15 protein-coding genes are annotated in these 17,859 nt (G+C 53.3%); 5 read left to right on the top strand and 10 right to left on the bottom strand.

Annotated elements, in window-relative coordinates; translation table 11 throughout:
* Positions 1 to 47: 47 nt before the first annotated feature.
* Both P8H26_RS09365 and P8H26_RS09370 read left to right on the top strand, forming a co-directional pair.
* On the top strand, positions 48 to 1,583 hold the full coding sequence (locus P8H26_RS09365; protein WP_289632659.1) for an aldehyde dehydrogenase family protein: 1,536 nt from the start codon (positions 48 to 50) through the stop codon (positions 1,581 to 1,583).
* A 131-nt stretch (positions 1,584 to 1,714) separates the two neighbouring features.
* Complete coding sequence (locus P8H26_RS09370; RefSeq protein WP_289632660.1) at positions 1,715 to 2,035, top strand: hypothetical protein; 321 nt, start codon at positions 1,715 to 1,717, stop codon at positions 2,033 to 2,035.
* 188 nt (positions 2,036 to 2,223) lie between these two features.
* Here P8H26_RS09370 and purU read toward each other — a convergent pair whose 3' ends face one another.
* The 8 genes from purU to P8H26_RS09410 all read right to left on the bottom strand — a co-directional run bounded on the left by purU (position 2,224) and on the right by P8H26_RS09410 (position 12,530).
* Positions 2,224 to 3,108, bottom strand: coding sequence for a formyltetrahydrofolate deformylase (purU, locus tag P8H26_RS09375; protein WP_289632661.1), 885 nt, complete (start codon positions 3,106 to 3,108; stop codon positions 2,224 to 2,226).
* A gap of 208 nt (positions 3,109 to 3,316) precedes the next feature.
* Positions 3,317 to 4,045 (bottom strand): SIS domain-containing protein, encoded by a 729-nt coding sequence (locus P8H26_RS09380; protein WP_289632662.1) that lies wholly within the window; start codon positions 4,043 to 4,045, stop codon positions 3,317 to 3,319.
* Positions 4,042 to 5,214: an N-acetylglucosamine-6-phosphate deacetylase gene (gene nagA, locus P8H26_RS09385; RefSeq protein WP_289632663.1), complete on the bottom strand. Its 1,173-nt coding sequence runs from the start codon at positions 5,212 to 5,214 to the stop codon at positions 4,042 to 4,044. The genes P8H26_RS09380 and nagA overlap by 4 nt, the downstream gene beginning before the upstream one ends.
* Entirely contained in the window at positions 5,214 to 6,245 is a 1,032-nt protein-coding gene (locus P8H26_RS09390) for an SIS domain-containing protein (protein ID WP_289632664.1), read from the bottom strand. The genes nagA and P8H26_RS09390 overlap by 1 nt, the downstream gene beginning before the upstream one ends.
* On the bottom strand, positions 6,242 to 7,057 hold the full coding sequence (locus P8H26_RS09395; protein WP_289632665.1) for a GntR family transcriptional regulator: 816 nt from the start codon (positions 7,055 to 7,057) through the stop codon (positions 6,242 to 6,244). The genes P8H26_RS09390 and P8H26_RS09395 overlap by 4 nt, the downstream gene beginning before the upstream one ends.
* A 114-nt stretch (positions 7,058 to 7,171) precedes the next feature.
* Positions 7,172 to 10,264, bottom strand: coding sequence for an efflux RND transporter permease subunit (locus P8H26_RS09400; protein WP_289632666.1), 3,093 nt, complete (start codon positions 10,262 to 10,264; stop codon positions 7,172 to 7,174).
* A complete protein-coding gene (locus P8H26_RS09405) occupies positions 10,261 to 11,358 on the bottom strand; it encodes an efflux RND transporter periplasmic adaptor subunit (protein ID WP_289632667.1) in 1,098 nt (365 codons plus the stop codon). Before P8H26_RS09405 ends, P8H26_RS09400 begins: the two co-directional genes overlap by 4 nt.
* Before the next feature lie 14 nt (positions 11,359 to 11,372).
* Positions 11,373 to 12,530 (bottom strand): efflux RND transporter periplasmic adaptor subunit, encoded by a 1,158-nt coding sequence (locus P8H26_RS09410; RefSeq protein ID WP_289632668.1) that lies wholly within the window; start codon positions 12,528 to 12,530, stop codon positions 11,373 to 11,375.
* Positions 12,531 to 12,667: 137 nt separating this feature from the next.
* Between P8H26_RS09410 and P8H26_RS09415 the strand changes: the two genes are divergently transcribed.
* The gene (locus P8H26_RS09415) at positions 12,668 to 13,807 is read left to right on the top strand and encodes an alpha-hydroxy acid oxidase (RefSeq protein ID WP_289632669.1); all 1,140 of its coding nucleotides are present in this window, start codon (positions 12,668 to 12,670) and stop codon (positions 13,805 to 13,807) included.
* Between the two features lie 17 nt (positions 13,808 to 13,824).
* Here the strand turns inward: P8H26_RS09415 and P8H26_RS09420 are convergent, their stop codons facing one another.
* The gene (locus tag P8H26_RS09420) at positions 13,825 to 14,286 is read right to left on the bottom strand and encodes an Lrp/AsnC family transcriptional regulator (RefSeq protein WP_289632670.1); all 462 of its coding nucleotides are present in this window, start codon (positions 14,284 to 14,286) and stop codon (positions 13,825 to 13,827) included.
* Between the two features lie 258 nt (positions 14,287 to 14,544).
* On the opposite strand from P8H26_RS09420, the gene alr reads away from it, so the two are divergent.
* Entirely contained in the window at positions 14,545 to 15,723 is a 1,179-nt protein-coding gene (gene alr, locus P8H26_RS09425) for an alanine racemase (protein WP_289632671.1), read from the top strand.
* A 54-nt stretch (positions 15,724 to 15,777) separates the two neighbouring features.
* The gene (locus P8H26_RS09430) at positions 15,778 to 17,034 is read left to right on the top strand and encodes a D-amino acid dehydrogenase (protein WP_289632672.1); all 1,257 of its coding nucleotides are present in this window, start codon (positions 15,778 to 15,780) and stop codon (positions 17,032 to 17,034) included.
* A 56-nt stretch (positions 17,035 to 17,090) separates the two neighbouring features.
* Here the strand turns inward: P8H26_RS09430 and P8H26_RS09435 are convergent, their stop codons facing one another.
* Complete coding sequence (locus P8H26_RS09435; protein ID WP_289632673.1) at positions 17,091 to 17,804, bottom strand: autoinducer binding domain-containing protein; 714 nt, start codon at positions 17,802 to 17,804, stop codon at positions 17,091 to 17,093.
* Between the last annotated feature and the right edge of the window lie 55 nt (positions 17,805 to 17,859).

Genomic DNA, 17,859 nt, shown 5'->3' on the forward strand with positions numbered 1-17,859 from the left:
GCAAACGGCCTGATATTCTGAACGATAAACAATAGGGAATGCGATTTATGAGCACCGAAAATAAAAAAGTGAACGTTAAGCAGGAAGCTGCTGACATTCTCGCCAAGCTTGGCGTTGACAGCGCTGCCTATACAGGCGGTGATCTTGCCTCGTTCAGCCCGGTGACCGGCGAACAGATCGGCGCCCTCAAGACTCATACGGCTGCAGACACTGCCCGCATGATCGAAGAAGCTGATGCAGCATTCCGCACATGGCGCGATGTTCCGGCTCCACGCCGCGGTGAACTGATCCGCCTGCTCGGTGAAGAACTGCGCGCTTCCAAAGCTGATCTCGGCCGCCTCGTCTCGATTGAAGCCGGTAAGATCATCTCCGAAGGTCTCGGCGAAGTACAGGAAATGATCGACATCTGCGATTTCGCAGTTGGTCTGTCCCGTCAGCTTTACGGCTTGACCATTGCGACTGAGCGTCCGGGTCACCGCATGATGGAAACATGGCATCCGCTCGGCGTTGTCGGCGTTATCTCCGCCTTCAACTTCCCTGTAGCTGTCTGGTCATGGAATGCGGCTCTGGCTCTGGTTGCCGGTGACGCTGTTGTCTGGAAACCTTCCGAAAAGACCCCTCTCACAGCTCTGGCTTGTGAAGCGATCTTCAACCGTGCAGCTGCCCGTTTTGGCGCAGATGCTCCTAAAGGTTTGTCCGCTGTTATCATCGGCGACCGTACAATCGGTGAAGTTCTGGTTGACCATCCAAAGGTTCCGCTGGTTTCCGCAACCGGTTCAACCCGCATGGGTCGCGATGTAGGTCCGCGTCTGGCCAAGCGTTTTGCACGCGCCATTCTCGAACTCGGCGGCAACAATGCCGGTATCGTCTGCCCGTCAGCCGATCTCGATATGGCTCTGCGCGCGATTGCTTTCGGTGCCATGGGTACTGCCGGTCAGCGTTGCACAACCATGCGTCGTCTGTTCGTACATGAAAGCGTTTACGACACACTCGTACCACGCCTGACCAAAGCCTATCAGAGCGTTTCCATTGGCAACCCGCTGGAAACCCCTGCGCTGATCGGCCCGCTGATCGACAAGGCTTCTTTCGACGGCATGCAGAAAGCTCTGGCAGAAGCCAAAGCGCACGGCGGTAAAGTTGTCGGTGGTGAACGCGTATCCGTTGGTCCGGACACAGGTTACTACGTACAGCCAGCCATCGTTGAAATGCCAGAACAGGCCGGTCCGGTTCTCGAAGAAACCTTCGCACCGATCCTCTATGTGATGAAATACAGCGATTTCGACAGCGTCATCGAACTGCACAATGCAGTTGGTGCAGGCCTGTCGTCCTCGATCTTCACACTGAACCTGCAGGAAGCTGAGCGTTTCCTCTCTGCATCCGGTTCGGATTGCGGTATCGCCAACGTCAATATCGGTACATCCGGTGCTGAAATCGGCGGCGCATTCGGCGGTGAAAAGGAAACCGGTGGCGGTCGTGAATCCGGTTCGGATTCATGGAAGGCTTACATGCGCCGTGCAACCAACACTGTGAACTACTCGAAGGCACTGCCGCTCGCACAGGGCGTATCCTTCGACATCGACTAATCATCATTGCTGATGACAAAGAAAAGCCCCTCTCGCGAGGGGCTTTTTTATTGACTAAAATCACACGCAGGTCTCTATTAGACGCAGCATTCACGCATATCTTGTCAGACTTCTCCGCCTTGGAGGCTTACATGCGTTTATTTTTAGCAGCCCTGACGACTATTATTTATACCGCGCCTCTGCCGGCAGCTCATGCAAATGAGAACAATACGGCATTCTGCACCAAACTCGGGGAGCTTGCGGGACGGTCTATGGCAGCACGCTTACAGGGAAAGCCGCTGGCTGATCTTTTGCAGGTCAAATTTGATCCGGCGGTGCATGAAATTTTTCAGACGGTCATTCTGGATGCCTATTCCAGACCTCTGGTTGAGGGGGAAAATGCATGGGTGAGAAATATGTCTGACTTCAGAAATGCTGTTGAAGAGAAATGCCAGTCATCTCTGCAAAAATAAAGCCGGAAATTCCGGCTTTTGAAGCTTGTGCACTCGACGCTCTCAACCTGCCGGAATTCTTGCAATGACGCGGCGAAAACGGAGTTATTCCGAGAACCGGAGCGGAATGTACTTTGGGGTACATGAGCACCGGAAGCGGAGGAATGCTCCGTTTGCAGACCGTCAGTGCGTGAATAACGGTGGGTTGATCAGCCCATGCGTTCGGAAGCGTACGACCCTGGCGACGCCGGGAACACCACAGTCCGGTTACCATTGAGGAACACGCGGTGATGGATATGCGCGTGGATGGCACGTGCGAGAACCTGCGCTTCCACATCGCGGCCGATAGAAACATAATCGGCAGCCGACTGTGCATGGGTGATACGGGCAACATCCTGCTCAATAATCGGACCTTCGTCGAGATCAGCGGTCACATAATGCGCGGTCGCACCGATCAGCTTCACGCCACGCTCATAGGCCTGTTTGTAAGGATTGGCACCTTTAAAGGACGGCAGGAAGGAATGGTGAATATTGATGATCTTGCCGGACATCTTCTGACTCAGTTCATCAGACAGAACCTGCATATAGCGCGCGAGAACCACCAGTTCAGTACCGGTCTGGTTGACGATATCCATCATCCGCGCTTCAGCTTCGACCTTATTCTCTTTCGTCACCGCAATGTGGTGGAAAGGAATATCGTGGTTCACAACAACCTTCTGATAATCAAAATGGTTGGAGACAACACCAACAATATCAATCGGCAAGCCACCGATTTTCCAGCGATAGAGCAGATCGTTGAGGCAATGGCCAAAACGGGAAACCATCAGCAGGGTTTTCACCGGCTTACGGGTATCATGGAAATCATAGACCATACCGAATTTGTCGGCAGTGTCCTGAAAATTTCCGGCAATTTCCTCGAAGCTTTTGCCCTGCTCAGTGATAAAGCTGACGCGCATGAAAAATTTATCGGCACCCAGATCATCGAACTGTGCGCTGTCAACGATGTTGCACCCCATACCCGCAAGATATCCGGAAATAGCTGCAACTATACCGAGGCGTGACTGGCAACTGACGGTCAACACATAATTCTGCATGGGAGTGTCCCTTAAGCTTCAACAGTTCAAATGAGAATGAACCGGAAAATTCCGGTTCCATATGAAGCTCTTACACAGAATTTCAGCGCATAACAGTCCCGATTACGCTTTTGTTTGACGGATTCCTGCCATTTGCAAACAAATCTGCATGACCCATAATCTCAGGTTACAGGTGATGATTTCCTGACTTATGGATGGCGTGTAAAACTCACAAATGCGGATTGCGGGTCTTATATCTTTCAATCAACCGGTCATTGATTTCCGTGGCACCCGGCATATTCGCACTGCGATAAACCGGAACTTCCCCGCCCTCTGCAGCCAGTTCCGCAGCAACAGCGGTAAAGATCGCGTGGAGAATGGTAGCACCAACGGCGGTAGAAACCGCGCCCGCTTTCATCTCGCTGTTTGGCAACTGCATCATTGCATCACCTGCCGGAATTTCATTATCCAGCACCAGATCGGCCAGTTCAGACAGGCGCACACGGCCATTAGCGGCACTGGCAGAATAGGAAACAGATGTCAGCGCAATGATTTTTGCGCCAGCCTCACGGCCAAAGCGCGCGGCCTCAACCGGCGCGGCATTGACGCCGGAATTGGAAACCACCAGCAGAATATCGCCGGCACCAATATCATAGCGTTGCAGCAAAGGCTGAACCATGCCGCTGATACGCTCGAATTTAGTGCTGGATGATGCGCCTTCATGCAGCATTGTGAAGGCTGACAGAACCGGCACGGTAATCGCCAGACCACCGGCACGATAATGCACCTCTTCCGCCAGCATATGCGAATGGCCGGTGCCGAACACAAAGACACGCTTGTCGTTGCGCGCAGCATCGCCGATCATCGCCACAGCCTGCGCCATAGCCTGAGCCTGACTGTCACGCAATTGCGTGAGATGCGCAGTCAGACGGTCGAAATAATCATTGATAATGCTCATGCCTGCTGATCCTGTCGCACACCGGAAATCCATGTCGCTCTGACATGGCACTGATCGTCCAGCAAGACCAGATCAGCACGTTTTTTCGGCGCCAACACCCCACGGTCTTTAAGCTGCAAAAACGCGGCCGGATAAGACGTCGCCATGCGCAAGGCTTCCTCAGAAGAGAGATCCAACATTGCCATACCATAGCGGATACCCGAGGCCATATCGAGGTCGGAACCAGCCAAAGTAATACGATCTTCCAGCACCAGTTTCGGACAATAGCCGCCCTCAACACGGTAGACTGTACGGCCATTGAGCTGGAATGTATCGCGGCCGGAACCAACCAGCGACATCGCATCGGTAACAAAGAACAAACGCCCTTGACCACGTTTTGCCCGCAGAGCCACCCGCAGAGCCGCTGGCTCGACATGGTGCCCATCAGCAATAATTCCACCCCAAACAGACGGATGATCGAGTGCCGCGCCCACGAGATTTGGTGCACGATGGCCGAACTGGCTCATCGCATTGAACAGATGGGTTACACCCTGTGCACCGGCATCGAACCGTACCATTGCAGCTTCATAGGAACTGTCGCTATGGCCGAGACTGATAATCACACCGCCTTCAGTCAGTTCACGCACCTGATCCGGCGTCACCTGCTCGGCAGCCATTGTCACCAATAAGCAACCGATTTTCTGTGCCGCTGCAATCATCGCCTGAATATCGGCAGGTTGCACAGGACGCATCAGCTCGGCCAGATGCGCACCTTTTTTCGCGGGTGCCAGATGCGGGCCTTCAAGGTGCAGACCGGCAACGCCCTTGTCAGCTTTTACTGCCTCAACGGCAGCTGACATAGCCTGAGATGTAGCATCACCCGTATCGGTAATCAGCGTCGGTAACAGGCTGGTTGTGCCATAAGGGCGATGCCCTGCCGCGATGGTGAACATGATTTCCGGCGTTGGCCCGTCATTGAGCATTGCTCCGCCGCCGCCATTAACCTGCGCATCAATGAAACCGGGCGCAAGAATGCCGCCACCCAGTTCAATGATCTCCAGATTATCCGGCAACGCATCACCATCCTGAACCAGACGGACAATATTGCCCTTCTCTGTCAGAAGAGCAGCCCGCTCATGAAAACGGTGACCATCAAAAATACGCGCACCACGCAGCAGCTGAAATCCCATCAGACAGTCTCCGTTACCTTATTCAGATTAAGCGGCTTATCAGGATTGAAACCACGGCGGCGTGTCACCGCTTCGATAACACGGTAATAGGCAGCCAGAGAAACCAACGGATCGAGCAAAGCAGAGCCCGTTGCCGGTGTTTTAATCTGGCTCCACGGCAGATCAAGCGGCGAAATTGCCAGAATACTGCCACCAAGGCTTTGGAGATGTTCCAAAGCCTTTACATTATGCTGATAGGCCTGATCCTGCGAGACAAAGGCCACAATCGGGAAGCCTTTTTCCACCAGACGCATCGGGCCGTGCATCAGCTCCGCCAGAGAGAAAGCTTCTGCATGAATAGCCGAAGTTTCTTTGGCTTTCAGCGCTGCTTCAAGCGCAATCGCCATTGAAGGCCCGCGACCACCGATAAACAGCGATTGCTTCTCGGCCAGAATATTCTCAAGCGCATTGCCTGCATCGACCTGAACTGCCCCCAGAGCTTCCGGCAGCTGGTCAAGTCCGTTCTGCATTGTGCTGTCCTTGCTCACCGCAGCAATCACACCGGCCAGAGCCGCAGCAGAAGCGATAAAGGATTTGGTCGCAGCAACGCTCTTTTCAGGGCCTGCACCAATCCCCAGCACGATATCGGCCTCATTGCCCAACGGGCTGTCCGTCACATTGACCACGGCGACAGTAACCGCACCGCCCTTTTTAGCCGCGCGCTGCATCGCCACGATGTCAGGGCTGGCACCGGACTGCGAAACGGTGAAATGCACGGCAGACCCAAGCTGCAATGGCGCATCATAAACGGAAGCCACAGACGGGCCGATGGCTGCGACAGGCAGCCCCAAGCTGATCTCTGCCAGATATTTGAAAAATGTTGCAGCATGATCTGAAGAACCACGCGCACAGGTCGAAATCAGCGCAGGCTTACGGGAGGCAAAAATCGCCGCGATCTCGTTAAAAACCGGTTTCTGGGTTTGCAACAGGTTGGCAACAACAGAAGCTGCCTGTTCGGTTTCCTGAAGCATGAGTGTTGGTGATACGGTCATCGGACCTCTCCCGTTTTCAATTCTGCAATAAAATCATAGGCATCGCCGCGATAAAGCGAGCGGGTATATTCAACAATCCGGTCTGTCTGCGTGCGCGATACACGCTCCATTTGCAGGGCAGCGGCCTTATCGGCAACACCGAGCAAACGTGCATTAACCGGATCAAGTACAACAGCGGTCAGACGCTGCAAAGCCCGCACAGGCTTGTAACCATGTTGTTCCAGCGCCGCATAAAGCGACAGCGCACCACTGAGCACCGCCTGTGCCAGTTCCGTTTCCTGTCCGGCCGCAGATAATGTTCCCGTACCCAACAGACGCTGCGGCACCACCGCGCGTTCAATCGCCATCGGCAGATCATCAGCAAGGCGCAAACGCTCAACACGCACCACCTGATCCTGCATGGAAATGCCAAGCTGAAATGCCTCTTCAGGCGACGGATTACCGATGCCGCCGGAGAGAATACGCACACCCGGCACTTTACCACGGGCGATCATATCCTGCGAGAATGATGTAAGCTGCCAGAGCGGCTGACTGATCTTTTTGGGCCGCTCGCAAATATAGGTGCCGCTGCCATGACGACGCTCCACCAGCCGGTTTTCCAGCAGTGCCTGATAGGCAGAGCGGATTGTAACCCGCGCCAGTCCGAGCGCTTGCGCCAACTCACGCTCCGGCGGCAAGCTGCTGCCAGCGGCAAGACTGCCATCCTCGATCAGATTGGTCAGCACCACTGAGACCTGCTTATAAAGCGGGCCACCGGTTGTTTGCGCGGCAAGGCCGCGCTGAAGAAGAGGAAGCAATCTGGTATTATCCATGCAACAACTATAATACCTTTTTAAGACCAATGACAAATGAATAATCGATGACAAATTAAAAAGACGGGGCGGCTTCCCTTTAGGAAAACCGCCCCGTAATTTCTGCCCGGGCTGCTATACAGCGGGCTGAACTGTTGTTTCATCCGGCACAGCGTCCGGCTCCTGAGATTCAGGCTCTTTAACCCTGAACCAGGCCACATAAAGCGCGGGCAAAAACAGCAGCGTAATCACTGTTCCGGCAATAATCCCCCCCATCATGGCATAGGCCATAGGCCCCCAGAACACCTCGCGGGAAATCGGGATCAGCGCCAGACTGGCAGCGGCAGCGGTCAGTGCAATCGGGCGCATACGATGCTGGGAAGCCTGATAAACAGAATCCCAAGCATGCATCCCCTCTTTAATATGATCCTCCACCTGCACGATCAGGATCACCGAGTTGCGGATCAGAATCCCGATCAGTGCCAGCACGCCGAGAATAGCCACGAAGCCAAGTGGCTTGCCGCTTGGCAATAAGGCAGCCACCACCCCGATCAGACCAAGCGGCGCAACAGCCACCACCAGAAACAACCGTTGAAAGCTCTGCAACTGGATCATCAGAATCGTCGCCATCACGAACAGCATCAACGGCACAACGGCTGCAATCGGCCCCTGACTTTTGGCGCTTTCCTCAACCGTACCGGCAATGTGCACAGAATATCCGGCCGGCAGTTTTTGCGTAAATGCATCCACTTGCCCCTTCATCTGCTCAACCACAGTATCCGGCATGGTCTTATCAAGAATACCGGCAGAGACTGTTATTGTCGGCAGGCGGTCACGGCGCCAGACAACCGGCTGCTCAATCTCGTAACGGAAATTGGCAATCGACGCGAGCGGGATGGAATCCCCGTTGCCCGTGCCTATTTGCAGATTACGCAGGGTTTCAATCCGGTCTCGCTCCTGTGCCTGCGCCCGCACCACAACATTAATCAGATAAGTCGCATCGCGGACCTGTGTGATTGCCAGTCCGCCAACCACACTATTCAGCGTCATCGAAATATCTTTGGAGGATACGCCGAGCTTACGCGCCTTATCCTGCAATACATCAACCCGCACCACACGCGCCGGTTCGTTCCAGTCATAAGTCACCACGCCCAGACGTTCATCCTGTGCCATAATACCGGCGATCTGGTGCGAGAGACCGCGCAAAGTCTGAATGTCCGGCCCGCTGACACGATATTGCACCGGACGGCCAACCGGCGGCCCCAGCTCCAGAAACTTCACGAATGCATCAGTGCCGATATAATCCTTGCGCAAGACCGCATCGAATTTCTGCTTCAGCCGGTCACGCGCCTCCACATCCTTGGCAACAATAACCATCTGCCCGAAATAAGGATTGACCGGCTGCACATCAAAAGTCAGCACGAAACGTACTGCGCCCTGCCCGATATAGCTGCTCCAGTGATCAATATCTTCATTGCCTTTGAGCATGGTTTCTTCAAAGCGCAGCATCTGCGCCTGCGTCTCGGCAATCGAACTGTTTTCCGGCAGCTTCCAATCAATCACCAGTTCCGGCCGGTCAGACGACGGAAAGAACTGCCGTTCAATCAGCGTCATACCGCCAAGCGACACGATAAACAAAACAACCGTTGCAAAGATCGTTATCCAGCGATGACGCATGCACCACAGCAATGCACGGGCAAAAGCCTTGCCGACACGGCGCGGCTTTTCTTCGTGCTTTTTCATAACCTTTGGCAGAATAGTAACGCCGAGAAGCGGAGCAAACAGTACCGCGACAACCCACGACACCACCAGCGAAACGGCAATCACTACAAACAGCGTGTAGGTATATTCACCCGCCTGACTGGTATTGAGACCGATCGGAATAAAACCGGCAATCGTCACCAGTGTTCCTGTCAGCATCGGAAAAGCCGTATGGGAATAGACATAGGTCGCGGCTTTATTGATCGGATCGCCCGCCTCAAGCCGTGCAACCATCATTTCCACTGCAATCATCGCATCATCGACCAACAGGCCGAGCGCAATAATCAGCGCACCCAATGATACGCGCTGCAAGGATATATCCATATATTGCATGGTCAGAAATGTAATCGCCAGCACCAGCGGGATCGACAGCGACACTACAAATCCGGCACGCACGCCAAGGCTGATAAAGCTTACCGCCAGAACGATAATCACCGCTTCAAACAAGGCTTTGGTGAAACCGGAAACCGCCTCATCAACCACATCCGGCTGATCGGCTACCTGATGCACACTGATGCCAACCGGCAATTCTCCTTCAACGCGGCTCATCAATGAACTGAGCGCTGCGCCAAAATCCAGCAGGTTCTCATTCGGTTTCATACCAATGGCCAGCCCGATTGCCGGTTCGCCATTCACACGAAACAGGCTTTCCGGCGGGTTGGTATAACCACGCTTAATCTCAGCGACATCACTGAGGCGGAAAAAGCGGTTATTCACTCGCAGATTAACCGATCTGAGGCTCTCCTCGGATGTGAACTGCCCGCTCACGCGCACAGAAACCCGCTCAGCCCCTGCATTAATCACACCGGATGGTGTAATCGCGTTCTGATCCTGCAGGCTCTTTAAAATAGCCTGCTGATCAAGCCCCAGAGCCGCAACCTGACGGGAAGAGAATTCGAGATAAATGACCTCATCCTGCGCACCGATCAGGTCAACCTTACCCGCACTCGGCACTTGTAAGACCTGAGTGCGCACAGTCTCCACATAGTCACGCAACTCGCGATGGCTTAAACCATCCGCGGTAAAGGCATAAATATTGCCGTAAACATCGCCAAAGCGATCATTATAATAAGGCCCATAAACACCTTCGGGGAAATTCCCCTTAATATCATTGACCATATTCCGGGTCTGGAGCCAGATTTTCTCCACATCCCGCGCTTTGGTTGTTGCCTTCAGATTGACGAAAATAACCGCTTTTCCGGGCGTTGTAACCGACTTGGTAAAGTCTAGACTATCCAGTTCCTGAAGCTTTTTCTCAATCCGGTCTGTCACCTGATTGATGGTTTCTTCAACCGATGCACCGGGCCAGTTTGCCTGTATCAGCATGGTTTTGATGGTAAATTGCGGGTCTTCCTCGCGTCCGAGATTGATATAGGCGAAAACGCCTGCAATCAAAAACACCAGCATAAAATACCAGACCAGAGAACGGTGATTAAGCGCCCAGTCAGAGAGGTTGAATTTTTTCATTGTCCCGCCCCCTGAGGCAATTTCACTTTCTGCCCGTCCTGCAAACTATTCACGCCTGCGCGCACAATGTGCTGGCCGTTCTCCACGCCCTGCGCAATAAAATCCGTATCATTGCGGTTGCTCACGCCGACTTCCTGACGGCGCACGGTCTGGCTTTGCGGATCAACCACCCAGACATAATTTTTGCCGTCCTGTTCAAGCAGCGCTGAAACAGGCAGAGCAATCTGCTGCTGACTGCCGCCATTGCTGCGTAATGCAGTAATCGTCGTTCCTAACCGGAAGGCTTCCGGAACTTTATCCAGTGTGATTTTCACCCGTCGCAAACGGGTTGCACTGTCTGCCTGCGGGGCGACTTCGCGTACATGCCCGTCTGCCTGCACCCTTGGATCAGCCTGTAAAAAGATCAGGAATTTATCCCCCTGCTTCACCGTTGCGGCAATATTGTCAGGCACATCCACCACAGCTTCACGCACATCAGGCCGCGCTACGGTTACAACGCTCTGCCCTGCCGATACTACCTGTCCGACCTCGGCATTAACCGCTGAGACAACACCCGAGAAATCAGGCTTCAACTGCGCAAAACCACGCTCATCCTGCGCTTTTCGCAAGGCTGCACGCGCTTTTTCCAGTTCAGCGGCCGCCGTATCGCGCCCCTGTTTCGCACTGTCATACATGGCCTGAGAAATACTGCGCATGGCCAGAAGGCGCGCCTGTCTGCCTTCAGTTGCATCGGCATTGGCATATTGCGCCTCAGCACTGGCCATATCTGCCTTTGCGGCCTGCAAGTTCAGATCCAGCTGGGCAGGGTCAATCATCGCCACAACCTGATCTTTTTCAACAAAATCTCCGACATCAACATCACGCTGTATCAGACGGCCCAACACACGAAAGGCAAAGTCTGTGCTGAATTGCGGCTCTACTGTTCCCGCAAACCCGTTTTGCTGCGAATGTTCAGCCTGCGCAGTCACATAAAGAACAGGCCGGATAGCCGCTTCTTTTTCGCCTTCGCCCTGCTCACCGCAAGCGACCAGCAACACAGATAATGAACCAGCGGCAACAGCACTGAAAATCCTGCGCTTCATATTCAGTTTCATTCCGTCAGACTGCATTACTGTGTCGCTTTCTGTTCACCGGCCGGCACAAGATCAACAACAGACCCTTCACCAAGCATCTGGCCGCCGTGTGTCACCACCATCTGTCCGTTCTGCAAGCCTTCAGAAACAATAATTTTCTCCCGCTCATAATCCAGAATCCGCACAGGCGCCGAGGTGACCGTTTTTGTCTGCGGATCAAGAACCCATACGGCGGGTTTTCCGGCCTGTGATGTCATCGCGCTCCACGGCAAAACCACCGCGCGCACGGCCGGCATTTGCAAGCTGCCGGTCACAGGCGCAGCCAGTGTCATAGCCTCAGGCGGAGTATCCAGCTCAACTTTGATCCGCACAGTACCGGTCATGGCATTGACCACCGGTGCAATTTCGCGCACATGGCCGGTCGCAATCACAGACGGATCAGAAACCAGCGACAACCGCACCTGTGGCAAAGCCTCCAACCCGTCTTTCTGCTCCATTGTCTCCGCATGGGCGGCCAGCGCTTCCTGCACGTCAAAAACCGCATCGCGTTCGCCGTCAGCCGCAATCACATAGGCCGTTTGCGCTGCCTGCACCAACTGTCCGGCTTCAATATTACGTGCCGTTACCACGCCGGTTTTCGGGGCGCGCAACTCGGTGTAGCCCATCATGTCCTGTGCATTTTTCATCTGGGTTTCAGCACCGATCAGCGCGGCTTCCGCCCGCTGTTTGGTCTCCTCCGCCGTGCCGAACTGACTGCGGGTCGTAAAACCCTGCTCCAGCAAAGCCTTTTGGCGGGTATAATTGGCCGTTGCCTGTATCAGCTGCGCCCGCGCGGCATTCAGCGAAGCCTGCGCCGAGCGCAAACCCGCCTGTTGCTCTACGGCATCAATGCGCGCCAGCAACTGCCCCGCCTCAACCTTTTGCCCGACATCGGCGATGCGCTCCGTCACCTGTCCGGAAGCCCTGAAAGCCAGATTGATAAGATTGCGCGCAGCAACAGTGCCGGTCAGAACCAGTTGCGGGCGATACTCAGTTGCGCGAACTGTTTCCGCACGCACCGCCGCACGATGCGCATCATAAACCGAATTTTGAGTGTTTTTAGCCGTCTGCGCAGACACGGCATAGACTGAGGTAAGAAGAATGGCCGCGACAGGAACAGTGAGAAGAATGTATCCGCGTCGTCTGATCACCATATTCTCAACCTTTAAAATACCTTCAGATAACAGGAAACATAGCGGATCATTCTGTAATTCATAGTATATTCAATCCTGACACACTCAAATTGAGCTGATATGAGCCATTTGAATAAAGAATTTAGAAAGCAACCGCCATGAGCATCGTTCTTGAAATCGCAGATCTGAAAAAACTGGCACAACGGCGCGTGCCTAAAATGTTTTTCGATTATGCTGATTCCGGTGCATGGACAGAGTCCACCTATCGGGCAAATGAAAGCGATTTTGCCAAAATCAAACTGCGCCAGCGTGTGCTGGTGGATATGACCGACCGTTCATTAGCCACAACAATGATCGGCCAGAATGTGGCTATGCCACTGGCGCTTTCCCCCACAGGGCTTGCAGGCATGCAGCATGCTGACGGGGAAATATTGGCTGCGCAGGCTGCGGCAGAATTCGGCGTCCCTTTTACCTTATCCACCATGAGCATTTGCTCGATTGAAGATGTGGCAGCTGCAACGAAAAAGCCGTTCTGGTTCCAGCTCTATGTGATGAAAGACCGTGACTTTGTACGTAATCTCATCGAGCGTGCCAAAGCTGCCGGATGCTCCGCACTGGTATTGACTCTCGATCTGCAAATCCTCGGCCAGCGCCATAAAGATTTGCGTAACGGCCTGTCTGCCCCGCCAAAATTCACACCGAAACATATCTGGCAAATGATGACCCGCCCACAATGGTGTCTTGGCATGCTGGGCACACAGCGCCGTACCTTCCGCAATATTGCCGGTCACGCCAAGGGTGTCAGTGATTTATCGTCCTTGTCCTCATGGACTGCCGAGCAATTTGATCCCAAGCTGAACTGGGATGATGTGGAGTGGATCAAAAATCTCTGGGGCGGCCCGCTGATCCTCAAAGGCATTCTCGATGAAGAAGATGCGCTGATGGCCGCCAAAACCGGCGCCGATGCCATTATTGTCTCCAATCATGGCGGCCGCCAACTGGATGGTGCACCATCATCTATCTCCATGCTGCCACGCATTGTTGATACAGTCGGCGACAAGATTGAGATTCATCTCGACGGCGGCATCCGCTCTGGTCAGGATGTGCTGAAAGCCGTAGCTCTCGGTGCAAAAGGCACCTATATTGGCAGACCGTTTCTCTATGGTCTGGGCGCGATGGGCAAACCCGGTGTTGCAAAAGTGTTGGAAATCATTGCCCGCGAAATGGATATGACGATGGCGCTCTGCGGCAAGCGCCGTATCACGGATGTGGATGCCTCAATCCTGCACAAAGACTAATTTAGACAGAGCGCTGCTTATTTCACCGGCGCTCTGCTCAGCAATACACTACGGATTGAGAAACTGGAGTGAATGCGCACAACGCCCGGCAAACGTGAGAGAATTTCCTTGTGAATTACCTCATAGGCCGCCGTATTCTCGGCCTCGGCACGCAAGATATAATCCGCATCACCGGTCATCAGATAGCATTCCTGAATTTCCGGATGACGACGCACCGCTTCTTCAAACTTATTGAGATATTCTTCCGTCTGCCGTTCAAGCGTGATGCGCACCAGCGCCACCAGACGGTCATCGGCATCGGGTGCAGCAACGATAGCCGTATAGCCGCGAATAACGCCGCTCGTCTCCAGCAATTGCACGCGGCGCAGGCATGCGGACTGCGACAAACCCACCTCTGTCGCCAGCTGACTATTGGTCATACGCCCGTCACGGCGCAGACAGCGGATAATATTGCGATCAATGGCATCTAAGGTCGACACGCAGAATATTCCAATTCTCAGTATTTTATCGTGCTAATTTAACTACAATTCGCATAAAATACGAAAAATAGCAAAAACATTCGAAGACTATTCGATTACACTTGCATTCAGGGAGAGAGAACCGGCTCAGTATTTCGCGCATCATGATATGCGCTGAAACGATGCTGCCTCTTATAAAATTTGTTTGCTTGCTCTGCGATGTTCTGCGCCCCGCGTAACCACCACAGCGTGTCAAACTATGGCAATGCGGAAATGTATATGTCTGTGTTAGTTACCGATCAAAATGCAGCCGCAACTGCGACCATTGAAACTGCGGTTTCCGATAACCCGGAAGCACTGGCAGCGGGCGGCGTTCTCACCATTGATCTGGCCGCTCTGCGTGCAAATTATCAAATCATTTCGAAAGCCATTAGCCCGACGCGTGCTGCTGCCGTTGTCAAAGCGGATGCCTATGGCCTTGGCGCCGATAAAGTTGCGCCGCAATTTTATGCTGCCGGTTGCCGCGATTTTTTCGTAGCTCACTTAAGTGAAGCACTAAAGCTGCAACCGCATATCGGCAAAGACGCTGTTATTTATGTGCTCAACGGCCTGCAGCCGCGGACTGAAAAACTCTGCGCAGACAGTAACATTGTTCCCGTGCTAAACTCTCTGGAACAAGTGCGTAACTGGGTAGACTTGAGCCGCAGCCTGAACCGCAAACTTCCCGCGTTATTGCAACTGGATACAGGCATGTCGCGTCTCGGCCTGTCCGAGCAGGAATTGCAGGAGCTGCTTGCAAACCTCTCTTTGCTGGAAGCGATTGATGTTAAATTCATCATCAGTCATCTGGCCGCTGGTGATAATGTGCAAAGCCCGCAAAACCATGCACAGCTTGAGCGCCTGCAGGCCGCACTGAAATTACTGCCGCATTACGCTGTTGCTTTTTCCAATTCCGGCGGCAGCTTTATGGAGCACAACTATCATTTTGATTTGGCGCGTCCGGGCATTGCGCTCTATGGCGGCGCACCGCAGGAAAACAGACCAAACCCGATGCAACCGGTTGTGTCGCTTCAGGTGCGGGTCATACAGTGCCGCACAGTACCGGCAAACACGCTGGTCGGTTATGGCGGCAGCTATGAAACAAAGGCTGAAACCCGCATTGCGACCATTGCAGTCGGCTATGCGGACGGTTGGCCACGGCACCTGAGCAACAAAGGCTCAGCCTGGTACGGTGATGTGCGCTTGCCGGTTATCGGCCGCGTCTCGATGGACTCAATTACGCTTGATGTCAGCGCATTGCCGGAAGGCACATTGAAGCTTGGCAGTCTTGTGGAACTGATCGGCCCGCACCAGACACTGGAACAAGTGGCGCAGGAAGCTGGCACAATTTCCTATGAGATACTGACATCTCTCGGGAACAGATATCATCGTATTTACATTAACGACATTCTTGCCTGACGGATATTCAACCCTGCACACGCAGGATCAGACAAGCTATGACAGAGGCAGACCATGAAAGTTACAATTCTCGGCAGCGGTGTTATCGGCGTTACTACCGCCTATTATCTGGCGAAAGCAGGTCATGAAGTCACCGTCATTGACCGTCAGGAAGGACCAGCGCTGGAAACCAGCTTTGCAAATGCCGGTCAGCTTTCCTATGGCTACTCCACCCCTTGGGCTGCACCGGGCATTCCGCAGAAAGCGGCGATGTGGCTGTTCAAAAAACATTCTCCGCTGATTTTCCGCCCGACCTGTGATCCGGCAATGTATAGCTGGCTGTTGTCGATGCTGGCTAACTGCACAGCATCCGCTTATTCGATCAACAAAGCGCGCATGCTGCGCATTTCGAACTACAGCCGCGAATGCCTGACCGAACTGCGCAAGGACACCGGCATTACCTATGATGACGGCTCAAAAGGCACATTGCAGCTGTTCCGCAGTCAAAAAGACTTTGACGCGGTTATGACCAAAGATATTGAAAGCCTGCGTCAGGACGGCATTAAATTTGAAGTGCTGGATGCGGAAGGCTGCACACAGGCAGAACCTGCCCTTGCCCATGTTAAGCACATGATTACCGGCGGTCTGCGCATGCCGGATGACGGCACCGGTGATTGCTTCACCTTCACCAATAAACTCGCCAAAATGGCTGAAGATCTCGGTGTAAAGTTCCATTACAATGTGAACATCAAGGGCTTTCAGCTCAACAGCGGCAAGATTGTTGCGGTTGAAACCAATAAAGGCACTTTCACCGCAGATCGTTATGTTGCTGCACTCGGCAGCTTCACCCCGCAGCTGGTGAAGGGCCTTGGCCTTAATGTGCCGATCTATCCGGTAAAAGGCTATTCAATCACTGTGCCGATTATTGATGAATCACGTGCACCGGTTTCCACCATTCTGGATGAAACCTATAAGATCGCGATTACCCGTCTTGGCGACCGTATCCGCGTCGGCGGTATGGCTGAGGTAACAGACTATGTAACCCGTCTGCTGCCGGAACGCCGTGAAACGCTGGAACTCTCGGTCGGCGGTCTGTTCGGCGGTGCCGGTGACCTGTCCAAAGCAACATTCTGGTCTGGCCTGCGTCCGATGACACCGGATTCTACACCGATTATCGGTGCCACCAAATATGACAATCTCTATATCAACGCCGGACACGGCACACTCGGCTGGACCATGTCTGCCGGTTCTGCCCGCGTTATGGCCGATCTGATCTCCGGCAAACAGCCTGATATCGATACATCTGATCTTGGCCTGTCCCGTTACAAATAACCGGAAACAGCCTGCGTTACAGAGAGCCGCCGCACGTTTTGCGGCGGCGTTTTTGTTTATAACAGGCCGATCAGGTGCGCCTTCATCACCGCATGAACTTTGTTGGAAACAATCAGCTTGTTCAGAACATTGTTCATATGGAAATGCACGGTGCGCGGCGTGATATTCAAAATGATGGAAATATCTTCCGCTGTTTTACCATCACCGGTCCAGCGTAATATTTCCCGCTCGCGCAGCGTAATAATCTGATCCTGCGTATTATAAGCCTCATCCAGACGGTAGAGATCATAAAAACGCGCAAACAGGGACTGACTGAGCTGATGAAGCTCCTGCTCCATCTCTTTCAGATCAGTTTTACTGACCGGCTCCGCAGCACGACTGAAAGACAAAAAACCGGCAACGGATTGCGGGCCCCAGCAGGACTGGGTAACGCCGACAGAATGCCCGTCCCGCTTCATCTCCTGCCAAAGCAGCTTATTCTGATGATAAAGTTTTTCAGTCCAGACCACAGGCTTGGAACTGCGCATGGCCTGCTGAATAGCAGGATCGGTCAGGATACACTCATTACGCGCATAATAACTGCGCCATTGTTCTGAGTAATTATTGAACCCTTGAATTTGCGGTCGTGTCAGCGACTGGGGAATACGCATAACGAAACTGTAATACTCAAAGCCAAACCGGACAGCGTGGCTACTGATAATATCGACAAGTTCAAATTCCTGCGCATCTGTTAAATTGACACTATAAAGAATTGGCCGTGACATATTCATCGGAAAAACCTTATCTTATTTTAAAATATCAATAAAAATAAAACAGTTTAAAAAA

The sequence above is a fragment of the Pseudochrobactrum sp. sp1633 genome, assembly GCF_030376605.1.
GTDB lineage: Bacteria > Pseudomonadota > Alphaproteobacteria > Rhizobiales > Rhizobiaceae > Pseudochrobactrum.

Bases quoted from the DNA above. Each gene is read 5' to 3' on its own strand.
- P8H26_RS09365 (WP_289632659.1), top strand. From the start codon at position 48: ATGAGCACCGAAAATAAAAAAGTGAACGTTAAGCAGGAAGCTGCTGAC.
- P8H26_RS09370 (WP_289632660.1), top strand. From the start codon at position 1,715: ATGCGTTTATTTTTAGCAGCCCTGACGACTATTATTTATACCGCGCCT.
- purU (WP_289632661.1), bottom strand. From the start codon at position 3,108: ATGCAGAATTATGTGTTGACCGTCAGTTGCCAGTCACGCCTCGGTATA.
- P8H26_RS09380 (WP_289632662.1), bottom strand. From the start codon at position 4,045: ATGAGCATTATCAATGATTATTTCGACCGTCTGACTGCGCATCTCACG.
- nagA (WP_289632663.1), bottom strand. From the start codon at position 5,214: ATGGGATTTCAGCTGCTGCGTGGTGCGCGTATTTTTGATGGTCACCGT.
- P8H26_RS09390 (WP_289632664.1), bottom strand. From the start codon at position 6,245: ATGACCGTATCACCAACACTCATGCTTCAGGAAACCGAACAGGCAGCT.
- P8H26_RS09395 (WP_289632665.1), bottom strand. From the start codon at position 7,057: ATGGATAATACCAGATTGCTTCCTCTTCTTCAGCGCGGCCTTGCCGCG.
- P8H26_RS09400 (WP_289632666.1), bottom strand. From the start codon at position 10,264: ATGAAAAAATTCAACCTCTCTGACTGGGCGCTTAATCACCGTTCTCTG.
- P8H26_RS09405 (WP_289632667.1), bottom strand. From the start codon at position 11,358: ATGAAACTGAATATGAAGCGCAGGATTTTCAGTGCTGTTGCCGCTGGT.
- P8H26_RS09410 (WP_289632668.1), bottom strand. From the start codon at position 12,530: ATGGTGATCAGACGACGCGGATACATTCTTCTCACTGTTCCTGTCGCG.
- P8H26_RS09415 (WP_289632669.1), top strand. From the start codon at position 12,668: ATGAGCATCGTTCTTGAAATCGCAGATCTGAAAAAACTGGCACAACGG.
- alr (WP_289632671.1), top strand. From the start codon at position 14,545: ATGTCTGTGTTAGTTACCGATCAAAATGCAGCCGCAACTGCGACCATT.
- P8H26_RS09430 (WP_289632672.1), top strand. From the start codon at position 15,778: ATGAAAGTTACAATTCTCGGCAGCGGTGTTATCGGCGTTACTACCGCC.
- P8H26_RS09435 (WP_289632673.1), bottom strand. From the start codon at position 17,804: ATGAATATGTCACGGCCAATTCTTTATAGTGTCAATTTAACAGATGCG.